This is a genomic window from Larkinella harenae, assembly GCF_054780515.1.
This window is the reverse complement of sequence record NZ_BAAGWE010000001.1, coordinates 288,747-312,956: the sequence shown is the minus strand read 5'-3', so window position 1 is coordinate 312,956 and position 24,210 is coordinate 288,747. Positions and strand designations below refer to the sequence as shown.

General features: G+C 52.4%; 19 protein-coding genes. 11 read left to right on the top strand and 8 right to left on the bottom strand.

Annotated elements, in window-relative coordinates; translation table 11 throughout:
• Positions 1-6 precede the first annotated feature (6 nt).
• Positions 7-1,242, bottom strand: a complete 1,236-nt coding sequence (locus ACYVH9_RS01285) for a PSP1 domain-containing protein (RefSeq protein WP_460634477.1) — start codon at positions 1,240-1,242, stop codon at positions 7-9.
• Positions 1,243-1,585: 343 nt separating this feature from the next.
• Positions 1,586-2,203 carry an outer membrane beta-barrel protein gene (locus tag ACYVH9_RS01280; RefSeq protein ID WP_460634476.1) on the bottom strand — a complete coding sequence of 206 codons (618 nt, stop codon included), beginning with the start codon at positions 2,201-2,203 and terminating at the stop codon, positions 1,586-1,588.
• 222 nt (positions 2,204-2,425) lie between these two features.
• On the opposite strand from ACYVH9_RS01280, the gene ACYVH9_RS01275 reads away from it, so the two are divergent.
• Positions 2,426-2,743 (top strand): hypothetical protein, encoded by a 318-nt coding sequence (locus tag ACYVH9_RS01275; RefSeq protein WP_460634475.1) that lies wholly within the window; start codon positions 2,426-2,428, stop codon positions 2,741-2,743.
• 148 nt (positions 2,744-2,891) lie between these two features.
• On the opposite strand, the gene ACYVH9_RS01270 is transcribed toward ACYVH9_RS01275, so the two are convergent.
• The 3 genes from ACYVH9_RS01270 to ACYVH9_RS01260 all read right to left on the bottom strand — a co-directional run bounded on the left by ACYVH9_RS01270 (position 2,892) and on the right by ACYVH9_RS01260 (position 5,161).
• Positions 2,892-3,515 carry a YceI family protein gene (locus tag ACYVH9_RS01270; RefSeq protein ID WP_460634474.1) on the bottom strand — a complete coding sequence of 208 codons (624 nt, stop codon included), beginning with the start codon at positions 3,513-3,515 and terminating at the stop codon, positions 2,892-2,894.
• A gap of 74 nt (positions 3,516-3,589) precedes the next feature.
• Complete coding sequence (locus tag ACYVH9_RS01265; protein WP_460634473.1) at positions 3,590-4,186, bottom strand: c-type cytochrome; 597 nt, start codon at positions 4,184-4,186, stop codon at positions 3,590-3,592.
• Between the two features lie 129 nt (positions 4,187-4,315).
• Positions 4,316-5,161: a DUF6597 domain-containing transcriptional factor gene (locus tag ACYVH9_RS01260; protein WP_460634472.1), complete on the bottom strand. Its 846-nt coding sequence runs from the start codon at positions 5,159-5,161 to the stop codon at positions 4,316-4,318.
• Between the two features lie 603 nt (positions 5,162-5,764).
• Between ACYVH9_RS01260 and ACYVH9_RS01255 the strand changes: the two genes are divergently transcribed.
• A complete protein-coding gene (locus tag ACYVH9_RS01255; protein ID WP_460634471.1) occupies positions 5,765-7,438 on the top strand; it encodes a M28 family metallopeptidase in 1,674 nt (557 codons plus the stop codon).
• A 5-nt stretch (positions 7,439-7,443) separates the two neighbouring features.
• On the opposite strand, the gene ACYVH9_RS01250 is transcribed toward ACYVH9_RS01255, so the two are convergent.
• Together ACYVH9_RS01250 and ACYVH9_RS01245 are read right to left on the bottom strand one after the other, a co-directional pair.
• Positions 7,444-8,019, bottom strand: a complete 576-nt coding sequence (locus ACYVH9_RS01250) for an ASCH domain-containing protein (RefSeq protein WP_460634470.1) — start codon at positions 8,017-8,019, stop codon at positions 7,444-7,446.
• Between the two features lie 48 nt (positions 8,020-8,067).
• The gene (locus ACYVH9_RS01245; RefSeq protein ID WP_460634469.1) at positions 8,068-9,360 is read right to left on the bottom strand and encodes a glycosyltransferase; all 1,293 of its coding nucleotides are present in this window, start codon (positions 9,358-9,360) and stop codon (positions 8,068-8,070) included.
• A 114-nt stretch (positions 9,361-9,474) separates the two neighbouring features.
• Between ACYVH9_RS01245 and ACYVH9_RS01240 the strand changes: the two genes are divergently transcribed.
• Both ACYVH9_RS01240 and ACYVH9_RS01235 read left to right on the top strand, forming a co-directional pair.
• Positions 9,475-11,346, top strand: coding sequence for a sensor histidine kinase (locus ACYVH9_RS01240; protein WP_460634468.1), 1,872 nt, complete (start codon positions 9,475-9,477; stop codon positions 11,344-11,346).
• On the top strand, positions 11,343-12,002 hold the full coding sequence (locus ACYVH9_RS01235) for a response regulator (RefSeq protein ID WP_460634467.1): 660 nt from the start codon (positions 11,343-11,345) through the stop codon (positions 12,000-12,002). Before ACYVH9_RS01240 ends, ACYVH9_RS01235 begins: the two co-directional genes overlap by 4 nt.
• Here ACYVH9_RS01235 and ACYVH9_RS01230 read toward each other — a convergent pair whose 3' ends face one another.
• The gene (locus ACYVH9_RS01230) at positions 12,003-12,455 is read right to left on the bottom strand and encodes a GNAT family N-acetyltransferase (RefSeq protein WP_460634466.1); all 453 of its coding nucleotides are present in this window, start codon (positions 12,453-12,455) and stop codon (positions 12,003-12,005) included. It abuts the gene before it with no gap.
• Between the two features lie 156 nt (positions 12,456-12,611).
• Here ACYVH9_RS01230 and ACYVH9_RS01225 point away from each other — a divergent pair, with 156 nt between their 5' ends.
• The 7 genes from ACYVH9_RS01225 to ACYVH9_RS01195 all read left to right on the top strand — a co-directional run bounded on the left by ACYVH9_RS01225 (position 12,612) and on the right by ACYVH9_RS01195 (position 24,196).
• The gene (locus ACYVH9_RS01225) at positions 12,612-12,866 is read left to right on the top strand and encodes a hypothetical protein (protein ID WP_460634465.1); all 255 of its coding nucleotides are present in this window, start codon (positions 12,612-12,614) and stop codon (positions 12,864-12,866) included.
• A 200-nt stretch (positions 12,867-13,066) separates the two neighbouring features.
• Complete coding sequence (locus ACYVH9_RS01220) at positions 13,067-13,756, top strand: RNA polymerase sigma-70 factor (protein ID WP_460634464.1); 690 nt, start codon at positions 13,067-13,069, stop codon at positions 13,754-13,756.
• Between the two features lie 73 nt (positions 13,757-13,829).
• A complete protein-coding gene (locus ACYVH9_RS01215) occupies positions 13,830-14,831 on the top strand; it encodes a FecR family protein (protein WP_460634463.1) in 1,002 nt (333 codons plus the stop codon).
• Between the two features lie 33 nt (positions 14,832-14,864).
• Entirely contained in the window at positions 14,865-18,353 is a 3,489-nt protein-coding gene (locus ACYVH9_RS01210; RefSeq protein ID WP_460634462.1) for a SusC/RagA family TonB-linked outer membrane protein, read from the top strand.
• A 21-nt stretch (positions 18,354-18,374) separates the two neighbouring features.
• Positions 18,375-19,880: a RagB/SusD family nutrient uptake outer membrane protein gene (locus ACYVH9_RS01205; RefSeq protein ID WP_460634461.1), complete on the top strand. Its 1,506-nt coding sequence runs from the start codon at positions 18,375-18,377 to the stop codon at positions 19,878-19,880.
• Positions 19,881-20,059: 179 nt separating this feature from the next.
• Positions 20,060-20,968 carry a ThuA domain-containing protein gene (locus ACYVH9_RS01200; protein ID WP_460634460.1) on the top strand — a complete coding sequence of 303 codons (909 nt, stop codon included), beginning with the start codon at positions 20,060-20,062 and terminating at the stop codon, positions 20,966-20,968.
• A gap of 60 nt (positions 20,969-21,028) precedes the next feature.
• Complete coding sequence (locus ACYVH9_RS01195) at positions 21,029-24,196, top strand: PVC-type heme-binding CxxCH protein (protein ID WP_460634459.1); 3,168 nt, start codon at positions 21,029-21,031, stop codon at positions 24,194-24,196.
• The last annotated feature ends 14 nt before the right edge of the window (positions 24,197-24,210 follow it).

The window sequence follows — 24,210 nt, the reverse complement described above, 5'->3', positions numbered from 1 at the left end:
TTTTTGTTAAGAAGCTTTCCCTTTTTCCGGCCGGCCGTTTGAGGCAGCCGGGCTGGCGGGGACCGCTGGCCCAGGGCCATTGCCCGGACCCGACGGTTTTTTCTTCTTCCGTTTTTTCTTCCGATCGCTGCGGTCGCTGAATTTTTTGTCCAGTTTTTCCAGATCGCTGTTAAGCGAGGTCGGACCTTTCGCACCTTCTTTTTTCTCCGCTACCGGCTCCAGCAGGTCAAATGACTCCGGAATAATGCCTTTTTTGTTCAGCTCCTGAATCTCGACAACGCGCTCGACGGACAACGGATACCAGGTGCTCTCCGTACTGTATCCAAACCACATGATCCGCCGGAAAATATCGGTTTTTTGAAGCGACGCCCGGCCTTTCTGGGTTTCCAGCGGTTTTTCTACCTGTGGAATATCGCGCAGGGCATCCACGTAAGTTTCCAGCTCGTAGTTCAGACAGCATTTCAACCGTCCGCACTGGCCCGACAACTTGCTGGGATTCAGGGACAAATTCTGGTAGCGGGCCGCCGATGTAGTGATGTTCTTGAAATCCGTTAGCCAGGTTGAGCAACAAAGCTCACGACCACACGAGCCGATGCCACCCAGCCGCCCGGCTTCCTGCCGCAGGCTGATCTGCCGCATTTCGACCCGGATTTTAAATTCAGCCGCCAGAATTTTGATCAACTCCCGAAAATCAACCCGTTCATCAGACGAATAGTAGAACGTCGCTTTCGTGTTGTCCGACTGGTATTCCACATCCGACAACTTCATATTCAGTTTCAGTTCCTTCACCACCTCGCGGGTGCGGTACATGGTGGTCAGGTCGCGGGCGATGGCCTGCTCGTGTTTTTCCATGTCTTTCTGCGAGGCAATCCGATGAATCACCTTCAGGTCGTCGGAAAACTGAATGTTTTTCTTCAGCATCTGTAACCGAACCAACTCGCCCTGGAGTGAAACCGCACCGATGTGATACCCCGTCTGCATTTCGCAAACCACGAAATCGCCGGTATTCAGTTCGATCTGGTGCGGATTTCGGAAATACTCCTTACGACCGCCCTTAAATTTAACTTCGACGGCGGCATCGTACCGGCGGGCCGTGGGTGTGTCCATGTTGCTCAGCCAGTCGAACACGTTCATTTTATTGCAACCACCGGTGCCACAAGCTCCGTTATTTTTACATCCTTTCACGGCACCGGCTGCATTTTTGGTTCCGCAGCCGCCAGTCGTGCATGATTTGCATCCCATTACACTATTTATCGTTTAGGCGGGGCCGCCCGCTCGGTTAGGAGCATCCAGGCAAAGGTCAGGAAGTACATACGGGATGCTGGTTTGTATCCAACGCCACTTCCAACCAAACGGGCGGCCCCGTCTTTGCTTTTCGCTCATCTTTAAATAATGGCGACCCCTTCAGCATTGCCTTTCGTTAGGCACTGATTGATCCGCCAGAAAACATAACTTTTTCAGCAAGTTATACCCAAATTTAGTAAAAAAAGCATATCCTACCTGTGCGTCAATTAACGGGCCATTCTTCTTTGATTTGGATTTAACCCGCTAACCGTGTAAAAATAGCTGTTGCTGCCGGTTGAAATTACTGACCCAACAGCAACGCAAAACCAATATCGAGCGCTAGTTTGCGACCGTTGGCCGTGATTTCGGTGATGCTCGGTGTTCCGGCTAAAACCAACACCTGGTCCCGACTGTGCGTAAACGTATAATTCAGTCCGGCCGATAACAGAATGTGGCGATTGATAAAATAGGCGACACCCAGCGTTGGTGCCAGGCTGTTGGAAGACCCTTTCAGCCTGTAATCGGTTGAATTAATATTGTTATAGATGCCGACCTTTCGATTGTAGGTATAATCAACCCCGAGGTACGGTTTTACGGCGGATTTCCCCACATAATACCGGACAAAGGGACCTATACCGATTGATCGGGTATTGGGTCCTGAGAAACTCGCCGGACTATCGAATGAAATTGTGTTGCTTGAAAAAGGGACCGTAACACCAACCAAAAAGTTATCCATCAGAAAATATCCCCCCGTTGGATTCACATTCACATTGACAATATGTCCTCTATTATCTTTGATTTTTTGGTAGGAAACGTTACCAACCTGAGCACCAACCAGCCAGCGTCCTTTTTCAGTTTGGGCCACTGCGCCCGAAAGGATTGCCAACATCAGGAATAGAGTCAATTTAGCTGTTTTCATGACGAGGTGTGTTAAAAGTAAGGAAGTCAATACTATAAAATTCCATGAAATTATTATAATAATTAAATAGGTTTATAATTTATCAGCGCGAAAGTCCGAAAAATGCAGGCATTGTGGAGATGAAATGACCAGAAGGGTAAAGCGCTTAGCGAAGCAATTTTTATCTAGTTTTGGCCCAAACTGGCAACAAACCTGCTCAGCGCGCGGCCCTTTCAGGAATTTATGAAAATACGACTTTATCCCAATGAGTTTTTCGGAATGCTGGAGTACTTACGGCTTCGGGTTGCAGCGGCCCGGCAGTTGAACTGGTTGCAGCGCAGCATCTACGACCAGCTTCTGATTGAATACTGGCAGGTTGCCAGCCTGATGGATAAAATACCGGTTTGGAAAAAACGGAACAACGGGCAACGGTATTCATTGCCCGTACCACTTTCGGTGATCCGTATTCTGTATCAGGAGATGCAGCACCACGAACTGTCGGTGTACGGACAGGCTTTTCTGGCCCGGCTGGATCAGGAACTCATCAACCTCAACGGCTAACTCCTGGTAGTAGCTTATGCTTCCTTACTATGTTCAACCGCAAAAAGCCGCGCTCAATCACGTTGGCGCAGCTTCTTTGATCAATCACCCCCTAAACGGTGCTTCCTGAACGCCGTTGTCATCCGGTAAACAACTGGTGGATCCAGGTTTACTTTTTATGGCCGGCCAGCTTCAGGTGGATATCAATAGCGGGCTTAATATACCGCTCGTCGGGCAGCGCAGGATCGGAACTGTACAACATGCCCCACTTTGTTCGGTCAATTTGCAGCGTGGCTTCTACCGTAACCTGATTGCCAGTCAGTTGAATATTGGCCGGAAAACTTACCGGATGGCTTTTACCCAACAGGGTTAGGGAACCGTTCACGCGGAAATTTGCCCCCGCTATTCCGTCGCTTCCGCTGTACGGTTCGAGGCTGGTAATTGCGTAGGTAACGTTGGGATGAGTTGCCATATCGAAAAAATCCGCCGTTTGCAGGTGGTGAACCAGTACGGGTTTGAGCGAATCGGGCAAACTGGTGCTAACAATGGAAGAAACCGGAATGGTAAACGACCCACCCACGATACGGCCATCTTTGGCAGCCAGCCAGTCACTCGTTACGCCAATGGTTCCTTCTTCAAAATACCCCGTGCGCAGGCTGCCTTTCCAAACCGCTACCGATTTGGTGTCATCCAATTGGTACGCAATGCTGTTGGGCGGTAAATGGTCGTTCATGGTACAATTCCAGACCGAAAAGGCCACGGCAATAAGGCTCCCAAAAAGTGCTTTTTTCATCAATAGGTTGTTTTTGTGAATGTTTGGTAAGATGGTGCAACAAGTCAGCAGTTTTTCACCCAATTCGCCCGTGATCAGGGCGCTGGCGGAATCGCGGCTGGCACGGCATTGGCAACGGGTTTGAGTGATTTCAGGTACGCAAAGACGGCCTGCATGTCAGCATCGGTCATGTCTTTGTAGTTGGGCCAGGGCATTGGAGGCAGCAGCGGGCGGCTATTGTCAAGTCCTTTGAATTTCCCCTGACGCATTGCTTTGTTGAACTGTTCCGGCGACCAGGTACCAATTCCGGTTGCATCCGGTGTCAGATTGGCCGCAAACGAAACGCCCCAGGGACCGATAAAAGCGGTATTCTGTCCGTTGAACAACACCCATTGGCCGTTTCTGACCAGGTTTTTGTCGTACGAGCCCAGCGGTTCGGCGCTGTTGTAACCCGATAAAAAGCGATCCATGTCGGGTACGGGACCCCGGGCTGTCATTTTTTTGGGTGCGTGGCAATCGGCACACCCCATGATAGCAACCAGGTATTCGCCCCGTTTAACGAGCTGATTCTGAGCTGGATTTTGTCTTGACAAAACCGCCTTGGGTGATCCCTTCGGTTCTTCTTTTAACGTAGTAAAGGCACAAGAAAGCCCGATGACGGCCCAAGCCGCCAGATAAACTAATTTTTCCATTGTGTTTGTAATTGACTAAATAGACATAGAGGCTCGTGGTGAGGCTGGTCGGCGTCAGGCAAACCGTATGAACCGTAAAATGGTGTAACTAGTACACCCCAATTGCGAAGGTTTTTGCAGAATAGACTCTTACGCGTGCATTCGGATCAGTTGCCGACCGGGTGTTCGGTAATAGTTTCCCTGGTTGTTGAACACCGTCGTTGGAGCATCGCTGGTAAACTCCTTGAACTCCCGGATAAAATGGGCCTGATCTGAATATCCAAACGTGTGAGACGCATCCAGCCAATTCGGGGTGGTCGGCGTTTGCTGAAACGATTCATAAGCGTTCCGGAACCGGATGATTCGCTGATACATCTTGGGCGTGGTGCCGTAATTGTCTTTGAAACTACGTTCCAGCTGGCGTTTGCTTACGTATAAATGCTCGCTCAGGGACTCAATTGACAGAGTGCCTCTGGACTGCCGAATCAGGCGAGTTGCTTCAAAAACGTAATTGCGTTCGGTCCGTAAATGCTGAAGCTGGGTCAGCAGAAACGTTTCGGATGCCCTCACAACGGCCTTGATATCCGTCAAACCGTAGACGCTTTCCACCAGTCGATTGATACTTTTGCCGAAGAAGGTTTCCAGATCCGTAAAGTTGTTGAACAGCGAAGCAATCGGCACATTGAATAGCTGTGGCAAACTCTCCGGTTTCAGTTGAATTCCGAATTTGCGCGTTGTGCCGATGGATTTCCAATGGACGGCATCCTGGTAAAGCCCCGCAAAAAAGGCCTGTGGCAGCTCCTGCCAGCAATCATTAAAGAAGGCATACGCACGATTATCATCGAGGTGCAGAATGAGCTCCAGGGTTCCGAAAGGGAGGCAACGCTGAACCGGTGACTCCTCCCTACCGCTGGTTTCAAAACAATGCAGCCAGTAGCATTCAACAAACGGCTGAAGGGCAACCGACGGTTTAAATTCCTGATAACTCGTGTTCATTAGGTATGATGCGTAGTGTTGTTGCGAATGATGCCGTAAAAGTAAAAGGACAACCGGAGTGGGTATTGAAAAAAAGCGACATTTTCGCAACCGGTTACTCAAGCTCCAGCGCAGCCCGCACCCGGGCCCGCCGATCAGACGGCAACTCCTCGTCGACCAGGTGCAGGTAATGGTGAAACACCTCCGCAGAGGCACCTTGCTTCAGGCCCGCAAGCGCAGCGCCGTTTCGTACAACATACCCCGTAACCCTTTACGAATCTGATTAAACACGCCATATCGTTGTTCTGGCCTGGTTTTTACATGCATCGTAGTTGTTGTCTATCGGCGCTGGCTTTCATTTCGGCAATTGCCAGTCCTTTTTGCCCGGCGGCTGTTGTTGATTCATTTACGTTCTGCAAAAATAAGCGGGCTTAGGAGCCTGTATTGAAAAAAAGCGACACACAGGCAGTAAGTAACTCATGAAGTAAAATCCAGCCTTTTAAGCTGTTGGCCCAGGCAATCACGTTGTAACTACAAAAGCAAACTTGTTAATTATGTAAGTCCCTGGGCTGCTTTTCTTCCCACCTTTCGCTACCTTGCCGGTTTGAATCAGCTTGACCGGACATGAAAACCGTCTTCATCCTAAACTTTCTTCTTCTCCGTTTTTTCGTTGGGTTTTCCCAAAAACCAACCGATATTCCGGCCGACGCGCAAACTGCGGCCCAGTCTGTTAGGCCAGAAGCCATTAAAGCCCATATGCGTTTCCTGGCCGACGATGCGATGGAAGGCCGCAAACCGGGCACCCGCGGTTATCGCCTGGCCGCCAATTACGTAATTTCGCAGTTCGAAGCCCTGGGATTGCAACCCGCGGGTGAAGACAAAAGCTATTTGCAGAAAGTACCCCTTCGGCAGTGGCGCGTTCACGAAGACGGCTGCTCCCTGACATTGATCGACAAAAAGGGCCAGGAAAAACCGTTAATCTTCGGAAAAAATTACACCCTTAGTCCGGTGTACGGCAACGAAAAAAGTACCGTGACGGCCCCGGTCGTGTTTGTTGGCTTCGGCATAACTGCTCCTGACCTCCATTACGACGACTACAAGAATGTGGACGTGAAAGGTAAAATTGTGGCGTATTTTAACGGTGCCCCGGCGGCTTTTCCCTCCAACCAGCGGGCTTACCATAATTCATCCAAACAGGAAAACGCAGCGGCCCACGGCGCGGTTGGGGTTATTTCCTTCAGCCTGCCCACCGACGTTCGGAACCGCATGGAAGCGTCGTCGCCCCGAAACCGCCAGGGAACGTACCGCTGGCTCGGCAAAGACGGCAACCCGCAGCGCGTTTTTCCCGAACTCAAAGGCATTGCTGCGCTGGGCGATTCAACGGCCCGGGCGGTTTTTGCGCAATCCGGCCGGGCGCTGGCGCAGGTAATCGCAGCTGCCAATAAAAGCATTCCACAATCCTTTCCGCTCAACTTGTCTGTTCGGATGGAAACCGAAACCCGCTCCGGGGGCGACATTACCGGTTATAATGTGGTGGGCGTTCTGCCCGGAACAGATCCGGTGCTGAAAAACGAGTACGTTGTTTATGTCTCTCACCTCGATCACCTCGGTATTGGTCGTCCTGTCAAAGGCGATTCCATTTACAACGGTGCGCACGATAATGCCTCGGGCGTGGCGATCAATCTGGAAGCGGCCCGAATGTATGCCTCACTGCCCACCAAACCCAAACGCTCCATTCTGTTTGTGGGCGTAACGGCGGAAGAAATGGGCTTGCTGGGCTCCGATTATTTCGCCAGCAACCCGACGGTTCCGAAGGAAAGCATGGTGGCCAATTTGTGTCTGGACATGCCGTTTTTCTTCCATCCGCTGATCGACATCGTTCCCTACGGTTTCGAACATTCCAGCCTGGCGAAGGAAGTCAATACGGCAGCCAGCTACCTGGGCGTTAAAGTGGCCAAAGACCCTATTCCGGAGCAGGTGGTGTTCATGCGCAGCGATCATTTCAGCTTTGTTCGGCAGGGCATTCCGGCCATTTACGTCAAAAGTGGCACCGACTCCGGCAATCCGCAGATCGACGGCCTGAAATTGAATCTGGACTGGCGGGCCACCATTTACCATTCTCCGCAGGACGAAATCGACCAGCCGTTCGATTTTAACGCTGCCGCCAAACACGCACAGATCCAATTTTTGATCGGTTACCTGACGGCTCAGAATCCACAACGCCCAACCTGGAATCCCGGCGACTTTTTTGGAACCAAATTCGGGCAGCCCGCTAAATCGTCGGGCACCGGCAAGTAACGGTTTTATAACCGCAAAAGAAACGCTTCTCCCAGAGGAGCAATTGAATAACCGGTTTCGTGACTGATCGTCAATCCCAGATTTTTCAGCTTGCGAATATGGAGTTTGAGCCATTCTTTTTCCTTCCCGGTCAGAGTCGCCAGATCGGCGGCTCTTCGCCCGGGGTTTTCTCGAATGATTGTCAAAACTTCGTTCGTCCAGAAACCGTGTTTACTGTGTTGATCCAACCGGGCCAGTTTCGTTTTCAGTATTTCAAATTCAGCCTCGCTCAGTTCCTTTTGTTCCCGCAGCTGAATCCGGGGATCGGCGGAATGATAACGAATGGCAATTTTGTAAACTGTGCCTTCCGCAACGGAATTAAGTATTTCCAGGAGGTCATCGAACCGGTCAAAACCGGCCCGGCGGGCGTCATCGGCGGTAATTTCGGATAGATCGATTGCCGAAACCCGCTCTACTTCGATCCGGCCAACGGCGGTTTTGATCAGACTTCCGGGCTTGACCGACTGTTTTTTCCATTTACGAAAAGCAAGCGAAATGGCTCCGGATTTAATTCCATCCAGCTGTTTCTGTTTGAATAGCACGACCGCTGAGGTTTGTTTTGCTTTTTTGCTGCATCAATTTACGCCATTTTATTCCTTTCTGCTCAACACTTCATTTATGTACCGGCTGCACAGGGCCAGGGTATCGTACCGCCGAAATTCGTTCGACAGCCGAACCACGTGCTGCTTGTACTGCGGCTGGGCAATAACCCGCGTAACACTTTCCCGAATTTGTGCGGGCGTGGGCGTTTCGGTTTTCAGGTCAATTCCCAGCTTAAAATAACCAACCCGGGCCGTAATCTCGTTTTTTGCTTCGTGCAGCCCCGCCGTGACCATCGGTACCTGATGTGTTATGCTCAGTAAAACGCCCCCGTAGCCGCCGTTGGTGATAAATACGTCGACCTGCGGCATGATATGGTTGAAATCCAGAAAGGGCTCAATGATGATGTTTTTCTGACGAAACCGTGCCCGTAGCCGGTTCGTTTGCGGGCTGCCGCCAGTGGTGGCAATAATCAGGTACGGTTCGTCCTTAAGTGCTTCCAGCGTGGGTACAATGATCTTCTCCACGTCGCGCTCGATGGTGCCCTGCGTCACCAGAACGACCTTTTTATAATAATCCAGTTTCGGCTCCGGCCAGGAATCCCGCTGCCGCCCGAAACGATGCGGCAGCAACGGCCCTACAAAACGAACATTGTCGGGCAGATCGCTCCGGAAATACTCAAACCCGGGCGTTCCACTTTGCAGATACAGGTCTGCGCGCTGAATCTGCGTATCAATAAAAACCGCATCACTGGCCGGAATTCCGTAGCTCGCCAACATCCGGTTGTAGGTTGCGGTTACATTCTTAAAAATGAGGTATTTGGTTGCAAACCGCAGAAGCGCCTGCTTCATTTCAGCCCATAAACCGCTGGCGGGTGGTAGGCCCAAACCCGGCGGAGGCAGATTCACCGACGTGCTGGCCAGCGGAGAGATACCCATGCACACCACGGGTACGCCCATCCGCTGCTGTACAATCGGCGATGCCATGAACAACACATCGCAAATCAGCAGATCGAACGGAAACGTTCGGTACAAGGCTTCAATGTCTTCAAAAAAGTCCGGGGCTTTCTGAATAAAGCAATGGATCAGGTCAAATTTCAACTTTGCCAACTGGCTTTTGTGCCGACTCCGCTGCGGAAATACCTCGTCCATATTTTCCTGGGTTACCTCCGTTGCTTTCCGAAAACGCTCGTGCGGAATCTGCAGTCGTTGGAGCCTTTCCGCAAAGCTGTCACCCGTATACCAGCGAACCTGGTAGCCCTGGTTTTTCAGGTGAACGGCCAGTCCCGTCAGCGGATTGAAATGGCCATCCAACGGGACCGATGCCATCAGGATTCGTTTCATAAAAAAGTAGTTGTTGTTACTGCTCCGGCACAAAACTACCGCAACCGCAAACGGTCCGAAATAGCGTCCCAAACTCATTTTTCTGAGTAATAGAGCTTAGGAAAATGAGTTTTGATGCTATTGCAACAAACCACCCAAAATGCCGAACTTGCATCCATGCCTATCACGACCCGCTTCTGGTTCTGCCTGTCGCTGCTTTTTCTGACATTCGGAAGCGCGAATCTGGTGCGGGCTGCGGATCCCATTCCCCAACTAGTCCTGCGCAATGGAAACGGCGTGCTACCGACGCCAACGGTGGCTTTTCTTACCGATGAAACCGGGCAGCTGACGCTGGAAGAAGTGCGCCAGCTCGGTCACCGGTTCCGGATGGACCCAGCCGAAAAAACGGCCAAAGGCCTTAATCCCCGGGCTGTCTGGTGCGCGTTTCGGGTGCAGAATGAGTCGCAACGGGAGTGGTACCTGGAAATTGACCCGCATTATATTCCGGAGATTGACGTCTACCAGCAACAGGCGAACGGTTCATTCGCCGTTCAACGGCTGGGTGTGCGTCAAGTGTACCAAAACCGTCCGCTGCAAACCAGCCAGCTGATCGTTCCGTTACGGGTTCCGCCCGGTACAACCAGCCTGTATTACCTGCGTTTCTGGACGGATACAACCCTGCGATTTCAGGTTCAGATCGCCACCCTGCCCGTTTTGTACGAGGCTCGTCAGCAACAGGACCTGATCAACGGTTTGTATTTTGGAGTGTTGCTGGCCTTGCTGCTTTACAACGGTTTTGTTTTCCTCAGCCTCCGCGACCGCACTTACCTTTATTACGTATTCTGTCTTCTTTTGATCGGCCTGAACATTGCCTACCAGCGTGGGTATGCGTTTCAACTGCTCTGGCCCGAAACCCCGTTCTGGAACAGCATCGGTTTGCTGGCAGCTATTGGCTGTATTGCGTCGGTTTTGTTCACCAACGCCTTTCTCAACACCCGCCAGTATGTGCCCTGGCTTCGGCGGCTGGATGTTCTGATTGTTGTTCCGGCACTGGTTACGATCTTGCTGTCCATGCTGGGAAGCCATTCGCTTGCCTTTCGGGTGCAGCTGTTTACCAGTACCATGCTGACGGTTTACGTGTTTATTCTCGGAATAGCGGTTTACCGAAAAGGATTCCGCCCGGCTCTGTACTATTTGCTGGGCTTTGGCTCGCTGGTAGCGGGCGTGGTTGTGTTTATGCTGAACGACAGTACCGGGAGCGGTATGCAGGTTGGATCATTCATCGAATCCGTCATTCTGTCGTACGCACTCGTCAATAAGCTGAACACGTTCAGGCTGGAAAAAGAACAGTTGCAATTACAGGCGCTCGAACAGGCCAGCACTTTTTCGCAGCAACTGATTCAGACGCAGGAACACGAACGAAAACGAATTGCCTCCGAACTTCACGACAGCGTGGGGCAAAGCCTGGGACTAGTCAAAAACAAACTGCTGTTGCTGCAACATTCCACCGGCCAAATCACCCCCGCCAAACTGGACGAGCTGACCCAAACCGTAGCCCAGACTATTCAGGAAGTGCGGACCATTTCCTACGGATTGCGCCCCGTACAACTCAACCTGCTCGGCCTGACCGAAGCCCTCAAAAGCCTGATCAACGAAACCGCCGAAGCCAGCCAAATTCACTTTTACGAAGACATTGACAACATCGACCGGCTGTTTTCGCAAGAAGCAGAAATTAACCTGTACCGGATTGTGCAGGAAGGCGTCAACAATCTCGTCAAACACGCCGGAGCCACTCAGGCTATCGTTCAGATCAAACAGCACGACAACCAACTCACCCTCTGGATCGAAGACGACGGGCGAGGAATGGCCCCCACGGCCTCTCAATCAGCAGGATTGGGTTTGCGCGGCATCCGGGAGCGGTTACATTTACTGAAAGGTTCGCTGGAAATCCGCACGGCCCATCCGCACGGAACCATTCTGACTATGACCATTCCACTCGAGTTATGAACACGCTTAAGCTCCTGATTGCCGACGATCACCCCATTTTTCTTAAAGGGCTTCGTGAGGTACTGGAAACGATCGAAACCTGGACGGTTTGCGCACAGGCCCGCGATGGATTGGAAGCGCTGCGCGAGTTGCAGCAGCAAGCCGTTGATGTGGCCGTGCTGGACCTCGATATGCCGGGGTTGAGCGGGTTGGAAGTGGCCGAACAAATTCTCGCCCAGCAACCCGATTTGCCCATCATTCTGCTGACAATGCACAAGGATTCGGCGCATTTTTTTCGGGCGCTGGAAGTGGGTATTCTGGGCTACGTGCTAAAGGAAAACGCCGTGATCGACGTGATCCAGGCCATCCGAAAGGTCAGCGAAGGCCAGGCCTACATCAGCCCCGATATGTCGGCCCTGCTGCTGCGAAAAACCGCCAAAACCGTTCAGCGAAAACCGGCTGACGCGCTGGCGCAGCTGACCCCTGCCGAGCGGCAGATTCTCGAACTGGTGGCCGAGTTCAAATCCAGCAAGGAAATTGGCGATCAGCTTTTCATCAGCGAGCGAACCGTCAACAACCACCGCATGAACATCGCCCGAAAGCTGAATCTGACGGGTAAAAATGGGCTTTTACGCTTTGCCATGGAACACGCAGGCAGCTCCCGCACTCGTCCTTGATCAAGGATTTTCCGGCTTTAATTCCAGGTGCAGTATCGGGAACGGTTTGCCAGCCGGGTCCAGCTCCGAGCGGCTAACAGTCTGAAAACCCAGGTGTTTGTAAAAACCGACGGCCTGCCCATTGTCTTCGTTTACATCCACCTTTGTGGCCTGCTTCTGCTCAATGGCGTAGTGGATCAGCTGCTTGCCCAGTCCCTGGCCCATCGCCTTCGGATGGATAAATAACATCTCGATCTTGTGGTCGGCGGTTCCCAGAAAGGCTGTCAATGCTCCCGCTTCATCCCGAATACCCACCAGCTCGACAGCGTCCAGGTACTGATTCAGGATCAACGGTTTGTAATATTGAATATCCTCTTCTGTCAGAAAATGATGCGTTGGTCGGACGGAAGCTTCCCAAACGTCAACCACGGCGGGATAGTCGGCAGAAGTCAGAGGGACAAAGTATGATTTCATCGTTATTGCTCTATTTTCAATGACTTGCCAAAGCCCACTAATCCATTGGCTCATCGTGAAGATAAATTGACACCGTATTTTTTATCGCATTGATTAGTTCTTCGTCCATATACGCATAGTCATCCGTGATATTCAGCACCACTATTGATTTGCCCAATGTCTCATCCGGAAATTTTTCAAGCAAACGCTGTTTGTGATGTTTTTCCATTAAATCAAATCAGCCCACAGAATCAATTTCGCGGTTACTTTAATCCTGGCGGATGGTGCCGTACCGGCCGACTTAGCCGTATGGTTTTGAGAATTTTTGTAGATTCTCTCATCCGTTGGGCTTCGCCATTGATTTCTGCTGCAAACGAAAAGGATGTTCATTATTTTGTTTTAAACTCGGGCTATTCCACAAATCTTAGCTGAAAAACCACCAAGCTACATACACTCCTTCCTTTTCCCAACTCTTTTTCCTGACCGGCGTCCTCCAGTACGCTACCAACAGAAAATTATTTTTAACTTTTTTCAGATTTTTTTAAAAACAACTAAGGTGGTTTTGGCTAAAAGTTGTCTTTCAAAATAGAGTATTGACTTTTAAAGGGATAATTTAGATTTAAGCCAAGACTATGCACGCTCGCCCACGAATCGATTTCCCAAGTCAGCCACTTCCGGTACCGTCTTCGCAATCGGGTCAACCCAACCCGGAAAATGAGCCGTCGGACGAAAAGCCGTTGCATAACGATTCAGAGTTGTTCATCCGGCGAACGTTCGAGGAAAGCCCGCAGAAGGGTTGCGAACTGCTGTTCCGTCGGTATCACCAGGCCCTTTGTAGCCATGCCGTGCGCTATGTTTATTCCCGGGAAACCGCCGAAGATCTGGTGAGCGAAGTGTTCTGTAAATTCTGGAAAAACCGGGCCTACGCCACTATCACCTCATCGTACCGGTATTACCTCTTCCGGAGCGTTCGTAACGAAGCCTACAATTACCTGCGCCTGGAATTTCAGAAACTGGACGACCTTGAAACCGCCGAGGTTCGGGAAGGTGCCCTGAGCCAGCGCCCTGACCAGATTCTCCAATTTGAGGAAGTGGCGCATCAGTTGGAAAGCCTGGTGGAGTCATTGCCCCCGCAATGCCGCAAAGTATTCTTATTGAGTCGATTCGAGGGCAAGAAGTACCAGGATATTGCTACCGAGCTGGGCCTTTCCATCAAAACCGTCGAAGTCCACATCGTCAAAGCCCTGAGCATTGTCCGAAAAGGCCTCAAAGATCACTGGCTCATGCTCCTGCCCGCTCTCGGAAATGTATTGCTGCTCTAGTTGCTTCGGTGCCCCTCCGGTCAGCCGTGCCGCTTTTCAATTTGTCCCCTTGCCTTAATTGATATGATGAAATATGGAATCTGAAGTCAACAAAAACTTGATTTTTAGCTACTTCGCCCGAACCGCTTCGCCCCTGCAACGGGAATTGATTGCCCAGTGGCTGCGGGACGAAAAAAACGAAGAGCAATACTACGAATGGCTGGAAGAATGGGAAACGAACCATCCGCAATACCACGCCCGGACCGACGCAGCTTATCAGCAGTATTCCGCTTTCCTGACCCAGCATCCGCATACGGAGGCAGAACCCGAGTACGATCAGGCACCTTTTCAACCGAATCGCTGGAACCGCAATCGGTGGTTAGTTGCCGCTTCGATTCTTTTCCTGCTGGCTCTGAGCGTATTACTTTTCCAAAAACAATTATTGTATACTACTCACGAAACCGCTTTTGGCGAAACCCGTTCCCTGCACTTATCCGACGGCAGTACGGTTTTGTTGAACGCCAATTCGAGCCTTCAGATTCCCCGCTGGGGGTTTGGCAATCGAACCCGCGAAGTCTTACTGACCGGGGAAGCCAACTTTTCGGTGAAACACCTGCCCGGCCACCAAAAATTTGTGGTCAAGACCCAAAAGAATTTTGAGGTGGTGGTGCTGGGTACGGAGTTCACGGTTTTTGCCCGTAAACGGGGCGCCCGCGTTGCACTCAACAAAGGACAGGTGCGGCTTCAGTACCAGCAGGGCAGCGCGCAAAAACAGATGACCATGAAGCCCGGCGAGCTGGTAACCTTCAACCAGCAAAACCAGATTGCCCTGAAAAAAGTACGGCCCCAGCAACTTCATCCAACCTGGAACCAACGGCGGTTTGTGTTCGAAGAAACCCCGCTTCAGGAAGTGGCTTACCTGCTGGAAGAAAATTACGGTTTGCAGGTCAGCATCAAGGATTCGGCGCTCGCAAGCCGGATGCTGATGGGTTCATTCCGGGCCGACAACGTCGATCAACTGCTGCAATCCATTTCCGAACTGCTCGACATCAGCGTTGTGCGGCAGGGCAAACGGGTGCAATTAACCAGCAACTAACCATCTCACACGTATATTCTTTTCCTTACTTCTATGACCAACTCTATCCGGAAAGTCTCCCGAACGGGACTTCTGCTCACCCTCCTGTTGCTGAACATTGAGCCGGGCTGGGCCCAATCCGGCCTGCTGGCCAGCAACGTGCAGCAACGAAATCGAAAACTTTTCAACGGAGCCACCCGCCAACTTAAAGATGTGCTCTCCGACCTGAAATCCCGCTACCGCGTCGATATCCTGTTCGAATTGAATGCCGTCGAGGGCGTTTCGGTCGCGACCACAACCGTCAACCCGAGTGAGAGTCTCGAAAAAAATCTGACGACTCTACTACGTCCGCTGGGGTTTCGCTACAAAAAAGTAAATGCCAGCTCCTACCTCATCATCAGCGACCGCAAAACAAAGAAGATGGTCGGCATCGATGCCATTTTGCGGGAACCCGAGACCGGTTTGCAAACGCCCGCTCTAGCCACCGATAAAATCCCGGAAGCTTTTGCCAGCGCCCAAACGGAGCCTGTGGCCGTAGACAAAACCATCAGCGGCACGGTCCGAAGCGAAACCGGCGAAGCTCTACCCGGAGTCAGTGTGGTGGTGAAGAATACAACGCGGGGAACGTCAACGGATGGGGAGGGGAAATTCCGAATCAACGCGCCGGACAATGCCACAACGCTGGTTTTCTCCTTTGTCGGTTATTTGAATCAGGAAGTCGCCATCGGCAACCGCACCACTATGGATGTACAACTTCAGCCCGACCAGAAAACGCTCAACGAAGTGGTGGTGGTCGGTTACGGAGTCCAACGCAAATCCGACCTCACGGGTGCCGTCGGAACAGTCAAGGCCGAAGCCCTCCAGGAACGCCCCGCAGCCTCCCTGAACCAGGGGCTTTCGGGCCGGATTACCGGGGTCAACGTTTCGGTCAACTCCGGGCGTCCGGGTGGGCGGGCCAATATCCGTATTCGCGGAAACACCTCGGTCAGCGTAGCCAACAACCCGCTGTACGTGATCGACGGCGTCATTCTGAACGCCAGCGGTCTGACCAACGGCAGTACACCCATCGATTACATCAACCCGAACGACATTGCGAGTATTGAGGTCCTGAAAGATGCCTCGGCTACGGCCATTTACGGCGCACGGGGTGCCAACGGTGTCATTCTGGTGACGACCAAACGCGGCAGTCAAACCGGTGGACGGGTTACGTACGATACTGACTTTAGTATCGGTGTGTTGCCCCGCAAGCTGGAGTTGCTGAACGCGCGGGAGTTTTTGCAGGTGGAAGACATTGCCTACCAGAACGCGCAGAAATACGACCCGGTAGGCTGGGCCGGGGGCAAATACCGCGACCCCAAAACCAAACGCACCAATCCGCTGCTGTTCGATTCGAGCGGGAATCCGCTGTACGATACCGACTGGCAGGACGAAGCCTTTCAGAAAGCCTTGACGCAAAACCACCAGCTTTCCTTTGCGGGTGGCAATGGCAAAGATAGCTACGGCGTGTACCTGGGCTACCGGAACGAAAACGGTCTGGTGAAAGAATCGTGGCTGAAACGCTATGCCGCCCGGTTTGTGTTCGACAGCCAGATCAAAAGCTGGCTCAAAGTGGGCGGTAGCCTGAGTTATAATGATCAAAACGAAAACCAGATTGATCCGCTGGGCGGGGGCGGTATCATTGCCATGCGTCAGGTGCTGGAAGCGCTGCCCATCATTCCGGTAAAATACCCCGACGGTCGCTGGGGCGGCAACGAAGATTATCCGGGCATGGAAGGGGGCGGCAACCCAATCAACATCCTGAAAGAACGGCTGAACTACATCAAAACCCAAACCATGCTGGGCAATGTTTACGCCAACATCAATTTGGCAAAAGGGTTGGAATTGCGCACCACCGTCGGGGCCAACATCATCAACCAACGCATTGATCTGTACAGCGGCCGGACGTTGAATTACATTTCCCGCAACCAGAACGGAATTGCCACGGTCACCAACGAACGTCATAATTCCTGGCAATTTGAAAACTACCTGACGTACAACCGCCAATTCAAAAACATTCATTCGTTCACGGGATTGCTCGGGTTGGCGTGGCAGCACGTCGACCGGTTTACGGCAGCAGCTTCTACGCAGAACTTCCAGGACGATTACTTCCTGTTCAACAACCTCGGAGCCGGCTCCAACCCCCAGGCGCCTACATCATCGGCCGTCGCCTACGGTCTGAACTCGTATTTTGGCCGGTTTAACTACGGGTTAAAAGACAAATACCTGCTGACGCTGACGGGCCGGATCGACGGTTCTTCCAAATTCGGCTCATCCAACCGCTATGCGTTCTTCCCGTCGGCAGCCCTGGCCTGGCGCCTGACGGAAGAAGATTTCATGAAAGACATTCCGGCTATATCCAACCTAAAACTCCGGACCAGCTACGGCGTCACCGGAAACTCTGAAATTACGGCGTATCAGGCGCTGGCGGGCATGAGCAATTACTCGGTTATTTTTGGCGGGGCACGCGCCACCGGAATCGGAACGGGCCGGTTGGCCAATCCGGATCTACGCTGGGAAAAAACCCACCAGGTCGACGCCGGACTGGAGCTAGGCCTGTTCCAGAACCGGGTTTCCATTGAAGTTGACCTGTACCGAAAACTGACCACCGACATGCTCCTGAGCGCTCCCGTACCGTATAGCAGCGGCTACGAAACGGTTTCTAAAAACGTCGGCAGCATGGAAAACAAAGGGATTGAAATTGCCCTGAACAGCGTCAATGTCAATGCCGGTGACTTTTCCTGGAATACGATCTTCAATGTGTCGTTCAACAAAAACAAGGTGATTGCGCTGACGGGCGGCTCCGACATTTTTATCGGCTCGACGGTCGTGCGCGAGGGCCAACCGGTAGGCTCCTTTTTCGGCTTCGTGCATCAGGGCACCTGGAGCACATCCGAGGAATCGGAAGCCGCCAAATACCTGAAAAAACCGGGTGATGTCAAATACCAGGACGTGAATCAGGACGGTATCATCAACAACAACGACCGGGTGATCATCGGAAAAGGGATTCCTGATGCCTTCGGTACGTTCCTGAACACGTTCAAGTACAAGAACTTCGACCTGACCGTTGATCTGCAATTCATGACCGGCAATGATGTGCTGTACCGCAGCGAACACTCTGCCGAAGACCGCACCGGCATTGCCAACAGTTTCAAAACCGTATTGAATGCCTGGACGCCCGAAAACCAGAATACACCCCTCGCGCAGCTGCGTCCGGTATCCGCCGGTTACAACACCAACGAAGATACCCACCGCGTCAAAGACGGTTCGTTCTTGCGGGGCCGCAACCTGCTGCTGGCCTACACCTTCCCGTCGAGAACAGTCGAAAAGTTGAAACTGAATCGGTTGCGGGCCTACGCATCGGTGCAAAACTTCTTCCTGAGCACCAAATACACCGGCTACGACCCAGAAGTTTCGACGACCGGAAACGCCTTCGATCAGGGCGTTGCGCTGTACGATTACCCGAAGCCCCGCGTCTTTATGGTCGGTCTGAACATTGGTCTTTAATCTTTCAAAACGCTTTTTACGATGAAACTCAACATAAAAACCGTCGGCCAATGGATGCTCTTCTCCGTACTGCTGCTAAGCGGAGCCGGGTGTTCGGACTTCCTGGACGAAACCGACCCTTCCAACTTCACGGTTGAAAACTACTTCACCAAACCCGAACACGCTACCAGCGCCGTCAACTCCATTTATGACGCGCTGAAGACGACAACCGGGGGCGGTTTCAACGGCGCTCCGTGGATGATGCTGGAATTTGCGACCGGCCTGGCCAATACCGAACTGGGGCAGGCCGTCAACAGCCTTTTTGTGCGAAACCTCAACAATACGTCCGACAATGAATATGGTCGGATATATTGGGCGAGTAGTTACAAAGGCATTGGGAACGCCAATCTGGCCATTGCCAATATCCCCAAAATTGCGATGGACGAAACCGCCAAAAAGAAAGCCCTCGGCGAAGCGCGGTTTCTGCGGGCCTGGTATTATTACAACCTGGTGCGAATTTTTGGTAAAGTGCCCCTGGTTACGGAGCCCATCGGCTTGACCTCCGAACAATTGATTCCCGAAGCGGCCACCGTAGAAGCCATTTACACCCAAATCGTTGCGGATCTGGTCGAGGCTGAAGCGGCCGGTTTGCCGTATCTGGACAAAAGCGGCCGGGTGTCGCTCGGCGCAGTGAAATCACTCCTGGCGGGCGTATACCTGACCATGGCCGGATATCCCCTGCAAAAAGGCGCGGAGTATTACAAAAAAGCCGCCGACAAAGCTAACGAGGTGATCACCTCCAATCAATATAGCCTGTTTACGTCGTACGACGATCTACACGACCCATCGAAGAAAAATACCGGCGAGAACATCTTTATGGTGCAGTTTGCCGCCAACATTCAACCGTCGGGCTGGCAAACCTCCATCATTCCGTACAACCAGGGTATTTCGGCGTATTCGGATGAAACCGGGGCCGTTTTTGCCAATAAGGAATTCGTGGAATCCTACGCCAAAGGGGATAAACGAGCGGAGGAAAAACAGTTTTATTACCGCACCTACACCCTGAGTGATAACCGGTCCCGCACCGTCGATTTGGGAGGATATTACATTTACAAACATTTCGACACAGCCGCCCACCTCACCACCACCAGCAGCGACCTGAACTGGCCCCTGATGCGGTTTGCGGAAGTGTTGCTGACGTATGCCGAAGCGCAGAACGAAGTGAGTGGTCCCACACCGGAAGCTTACGAAGCCGTCAACAAAATCCGTCGGCGTGCCAACCTGCCCAACCTCTCCGGGCTGACCAAAGAGCAGCTGCGGGAGGCCGTCTGGAAGGAACGCTGGTACGAACTGAGCTTCGAAAATATTACCTGGTTTGATATGGCGCGGTTGCGGAAAGCTTTCAACGTTACCACAAAATCGTTCGACAATTACGTCGGCCATAAATTCTCGTATGGGCCAGTGCTGAAAGAACGTGAGCTCCTTTTCCCGATTCCGACAGCCGAAATCCGGAACAACAGCAAGCTGGTGCAAAATCCGGGGTATTGATTGTTCGTGTTAGTTTTCAGTTTCTGGTTGGCGGTTTTGGGAACGGTTCCGCGAGGGAGTTGCTTTCAAAACCAAAAACTAGAAACTGAAAAACTACTTACCACCACTTTTATGGGTATATTCGGCAACGATTCGACTTATCATAAAGAGTTTCTCCGATACCCCAAACTATTTATTACATGAAAACCAAACGCAGAGCTTTCTTACACCAGACTTCCGGTTTGCTGGGCCTTGCTGGCTTGCTGAGTCTGCCCGAAAACGAAGCCCTTGCCGACAGCCTGAAATCCATTTCTGCCAAAGCCGATAAACCGTACATCGTTTTTGTGACGGGCGACCACGAATACAGCGGAGAGCTGACACTGCCGCTCATTGCCGCCGAGTTGGAAAAAAACTACGGCATGCGAACCCGCGTGCTCAAAGCGGCACCAGACCAGAACGCCGAAAAAAACATTCCCGGTCTGGAAGCGCTCCGGGAAGCCGATCTGGCGGTTTTTTTTCTGCGGTGGCGCCAGTTGCCCCCCGATCAACTGCGTTACATTGACGAATACCTTAATTCGGGCAAACCCGTGATGGGGTTTCGAACCACCACCCACGCGTTTAATTTCCCCAAAGGCGATACTTCTGAAGTCTGGAATGCCTTTGGCGAACGAGCTTTTGGCACCCCTCCCGGTTGGGGAAAAGCGGGCCATACCCACTACGGGCACGAGAGTACAACCGATGTCACAGTGATTCCAGAAGCGGCCAAACACCCCATTCTGACGGGGGTAGCTCCGTCGTTCCATGCCGCTTCGTGGCTCTACCGGGTCCGGCCCGAGTATCCTCCGAAGGATGCGACGCTGCTGCTGATGGGAAAATCGGTCAATCCTGACAAACCGGCCATTGATAATCCGGTAGCCTGGACCTGGACCAATAAGGCCAATGCCAAGGTGTTCTTTACTACACTGGGCCATCCCGAAGACTTCCAGGGCGAGAGTCTTCAGCGCCTGACCATCAATGCCATCCATTGGTTGCTGGGCAAGCCTGTTCCGAAACGATGGAAAGGTAAAATAGCCATTAATGTGCCTTACCGGGGCATCGTAAAATCGTGAAGGAGCCAGGTCGGATACCCACCTTTGAAATTCCTGATATACCCATGACCCGTTATAAAAATGTCTAAGCCCCGGAAAAAAAGTCTAATTGGATTGCTCGTCGTGTTTGGCTTGGTGTTGCTTGCCTTCAGCGCCTTCCAAACCGGTCCTCCCACCCTACGCCTGCAAAACGGTTCGCGCATCGTTCTGCTCGGCAACAACCTGGGGTCGAGGATGATGAATTACGATAATTTTGAAACCGAACTGCATGTCCGTTACCCGGAAAACTCACTCTACATTCGCAACATGTGCGACGGGGGCGACACGCCCGGCTTTCGGCCCCACGCCAGCCGCAACGATCCCTGGGCGTTTCCGGGCGCCGAAAAATTCCAGACCGAATACGCCAATCCGTCCCAGAGCGAAGGCCATTTCGAAACGCCGGACCAGTGGCTGACCCGCCTGAAAACCGACGTAATCGTGGCCTTCTTCGGTTACAACGAATCGTTTCAGGGCAAAGCCGGGCTGGAAAATTACAAAGCCGAACTGGATGCCTTTATCAAGTGGACGCTGAGTCAGAAATACAACGGCACGGCGGCTCCGCAACTGGCCCTCGTTTCGCCCATTGCCTTTGAAGATTTGTCGGCCAAATTCGATCTGCCCAACGGCAAAAAAGAGAACGAAAACCTGGCGATGTATACCAAAGCCATGAAGGAAGTAGCCGACCGCAATAAGGTACTCTTTGTTGATGCCTTCACGCCTTCGCAGCAGTGGTACGCCAGCACGAAAGAAGACCTAACCATCGACGGTTCGCAACTGAACGAGGAAGGGTACAAAAAACTGGGCCTGCTGCTGGTCGATCAGGTTTTTGGGAAAGCAGCCGCTAAAGCCGAAGCCAATCGGAAACTGATCCACGATGCTGTTGCGGAGAAAAACTGGATGTGGCACAACGACTTTAAAATTCCGAACGGCGTTCACGTCTACGGTCGGCGCTACAATCCGTTTGGACCGGACAACTACCCCGCCGAAATTCAGAAAATCCGGGAGATGACCGACATCCGCGATCAGGCCGTCTGGCTGGCGGCTTCGAAAGGGCAGAAAATGGACCTGGCCGCAGCCGATAAAAAAACGTCGCCCCTGCCGCCGGTCAAAACCAACTTTAACCCGGAGAAAAACGGCAGTCTGACCTATTTGTATGGCAATGACGCACTGGCCAAACTGAAAACGCCGACCGGCTACAAGATCGAACTGTTTGCTTCAGAGCAGGAATTTCCGAACCTGGCGAAACCAATGCAGATGTCGTTCGACAACAAAGGGCGGCTCTGGGTGGCCTGTATGCCGAGCTATCCGCACTACAAACCCGGCGATGCAAAGCCGAACGATAAAATCATCATTCTGGAAGATACGGATGGCGACAACAAAGCCGATAAGGAAACGGTTTTTGCAGACGGTTTACACCTGCCCCTCGGCTTTGAAATTGCCAAAGAAGGCGTGTATGTCTCGCAGGGTACCAACTTGAAACTGTTTACGGATACGAACGGCGACGGAAAAGCCGACAAGGTAGAAATTCTGCTGAGCGGTTTCGACGATCACGATACCCACCACAATAGCCACGCGTTTACCGTCGATCCGTCCGGAGCTATTTACTCGGGCGAAGGTGTGTTTCTGCACACGAACGTCGAGACTTCGTACGGACCGGTGCGGGCCACCAACGGCGGTTTTTACCGATACGCGCCCCAGCTCAAAAAACTGGAACGGACCGCCCAGCTTTCCATTCCGAACCCCTGGGGGATTGCCTTCGACGACTGGGGCCAGCCGTTTTTTGCCGAGACGTCCAGCCCCGACGTGCGCTGGATGATGCCCGGTTCGGTATTGCCACGCTACGGTCAGGCGACGCACAAATCGGTTCAACTGATTGAAGATGCCCACCGTGTACGGCCCACCTCCGGTCTGGAGTTTGTGTCGAGCCGCCATTTCCCCGACGAGTTGCAGGGCGATCTGCTGATCAACAACACCATTGGTTTTCTGGGAACAAAAGAACACTCCCTGGTGGACGACGGAACCGGTTACAAAAGCAAACACCGCATGGACCTGGTGGTGAGCGAAGACCGCAATTTCCGGCCCGTCGATATGGAATTTGCCCCAGACGGCTCGCTGTACGTCATCGACTGGCACAACATCCTGATCGGGCACATGCAGCACAACGCCCGCGACCCGCTGCGCGATCACTCCCACGGCCGGGTTTACCGGATTACGTATCCGTCGCGCCCACTGGTGAAACCAGCGAAAGTGGACGGTGCCACCATCGAAGAACTGCTCGACAACCTGAAATTGCCCGAATATCGAACCCGCTACCGCACCCGGCGCGAGCTACGCGGTCGGGATGTCAATCAGGTCTTGTCGAAACTGACGACCTGGGTGAACAAACTCGACAAAAAAGATCCGCGTTACGAACACCACGTTCTGGAAGCCCTGTGGGTCAGCTGGGGCATGGACAAAGTCGATCAGAAACTGCTGCGGCAACTGCTCAATGCCAACGATTACCACGCCCGGGCGGCTGCCGTTCAGGTATTGCGCTACACCGGTCATCAGGTGAAAGACCAGGCTGATTTACTGATGCAGGCCGTGAAAGATGATAACAGCCGGGTGCGGCTGGATGCCATCGTGGCTGCGTCCTGGATCGGTCCGGAAAAAGGCTTGCCCATTCTGGCAGAAGCCGCTAAAAAACCGTTGGATGACTGGATGATTCACGCCCATACGACCGCCGTCGCCCACCTGAAAGGTGAAAATGTGAAACCGGTTAAGGAAAAGGTAGTTTCGTCGGGTTTGAAAGGGACCGAACTGGCACTCTTTAACGCCGGGAAAGAAATCTACGGCAAAGAAGGCTACTGCGTAACCTGCCACCAGGCCGACGGAAAAGGACTGGCCGCATCCGGTTTTCCGCCGTTGAACGGAACCAAATGGGTCACCGGCAATGAAGAACGATTGATCAAAATTGCTTTGAACGGCCTGCTGGGGCCCATCGAAGTGGCTGGAAAGAATTACCCCGGCCAGGTTCCGATGACACCGTTTGGCGGTTTGCTGAAAGACGACGAAATCGCGGCTGTTCTGACCTACGTTCGGAATTCATTCGGTAATCAGGCGTCGGCCATTACCCCAGAGCAGGTGAAGAAAGTCCGGTCGGCAACGGCCAGTAAAAAGGATTTTTACGCGCCGGATCAGTTGCTGAAGGAGCATCCGATGGAGAAATAATAAAACCGTTTGTT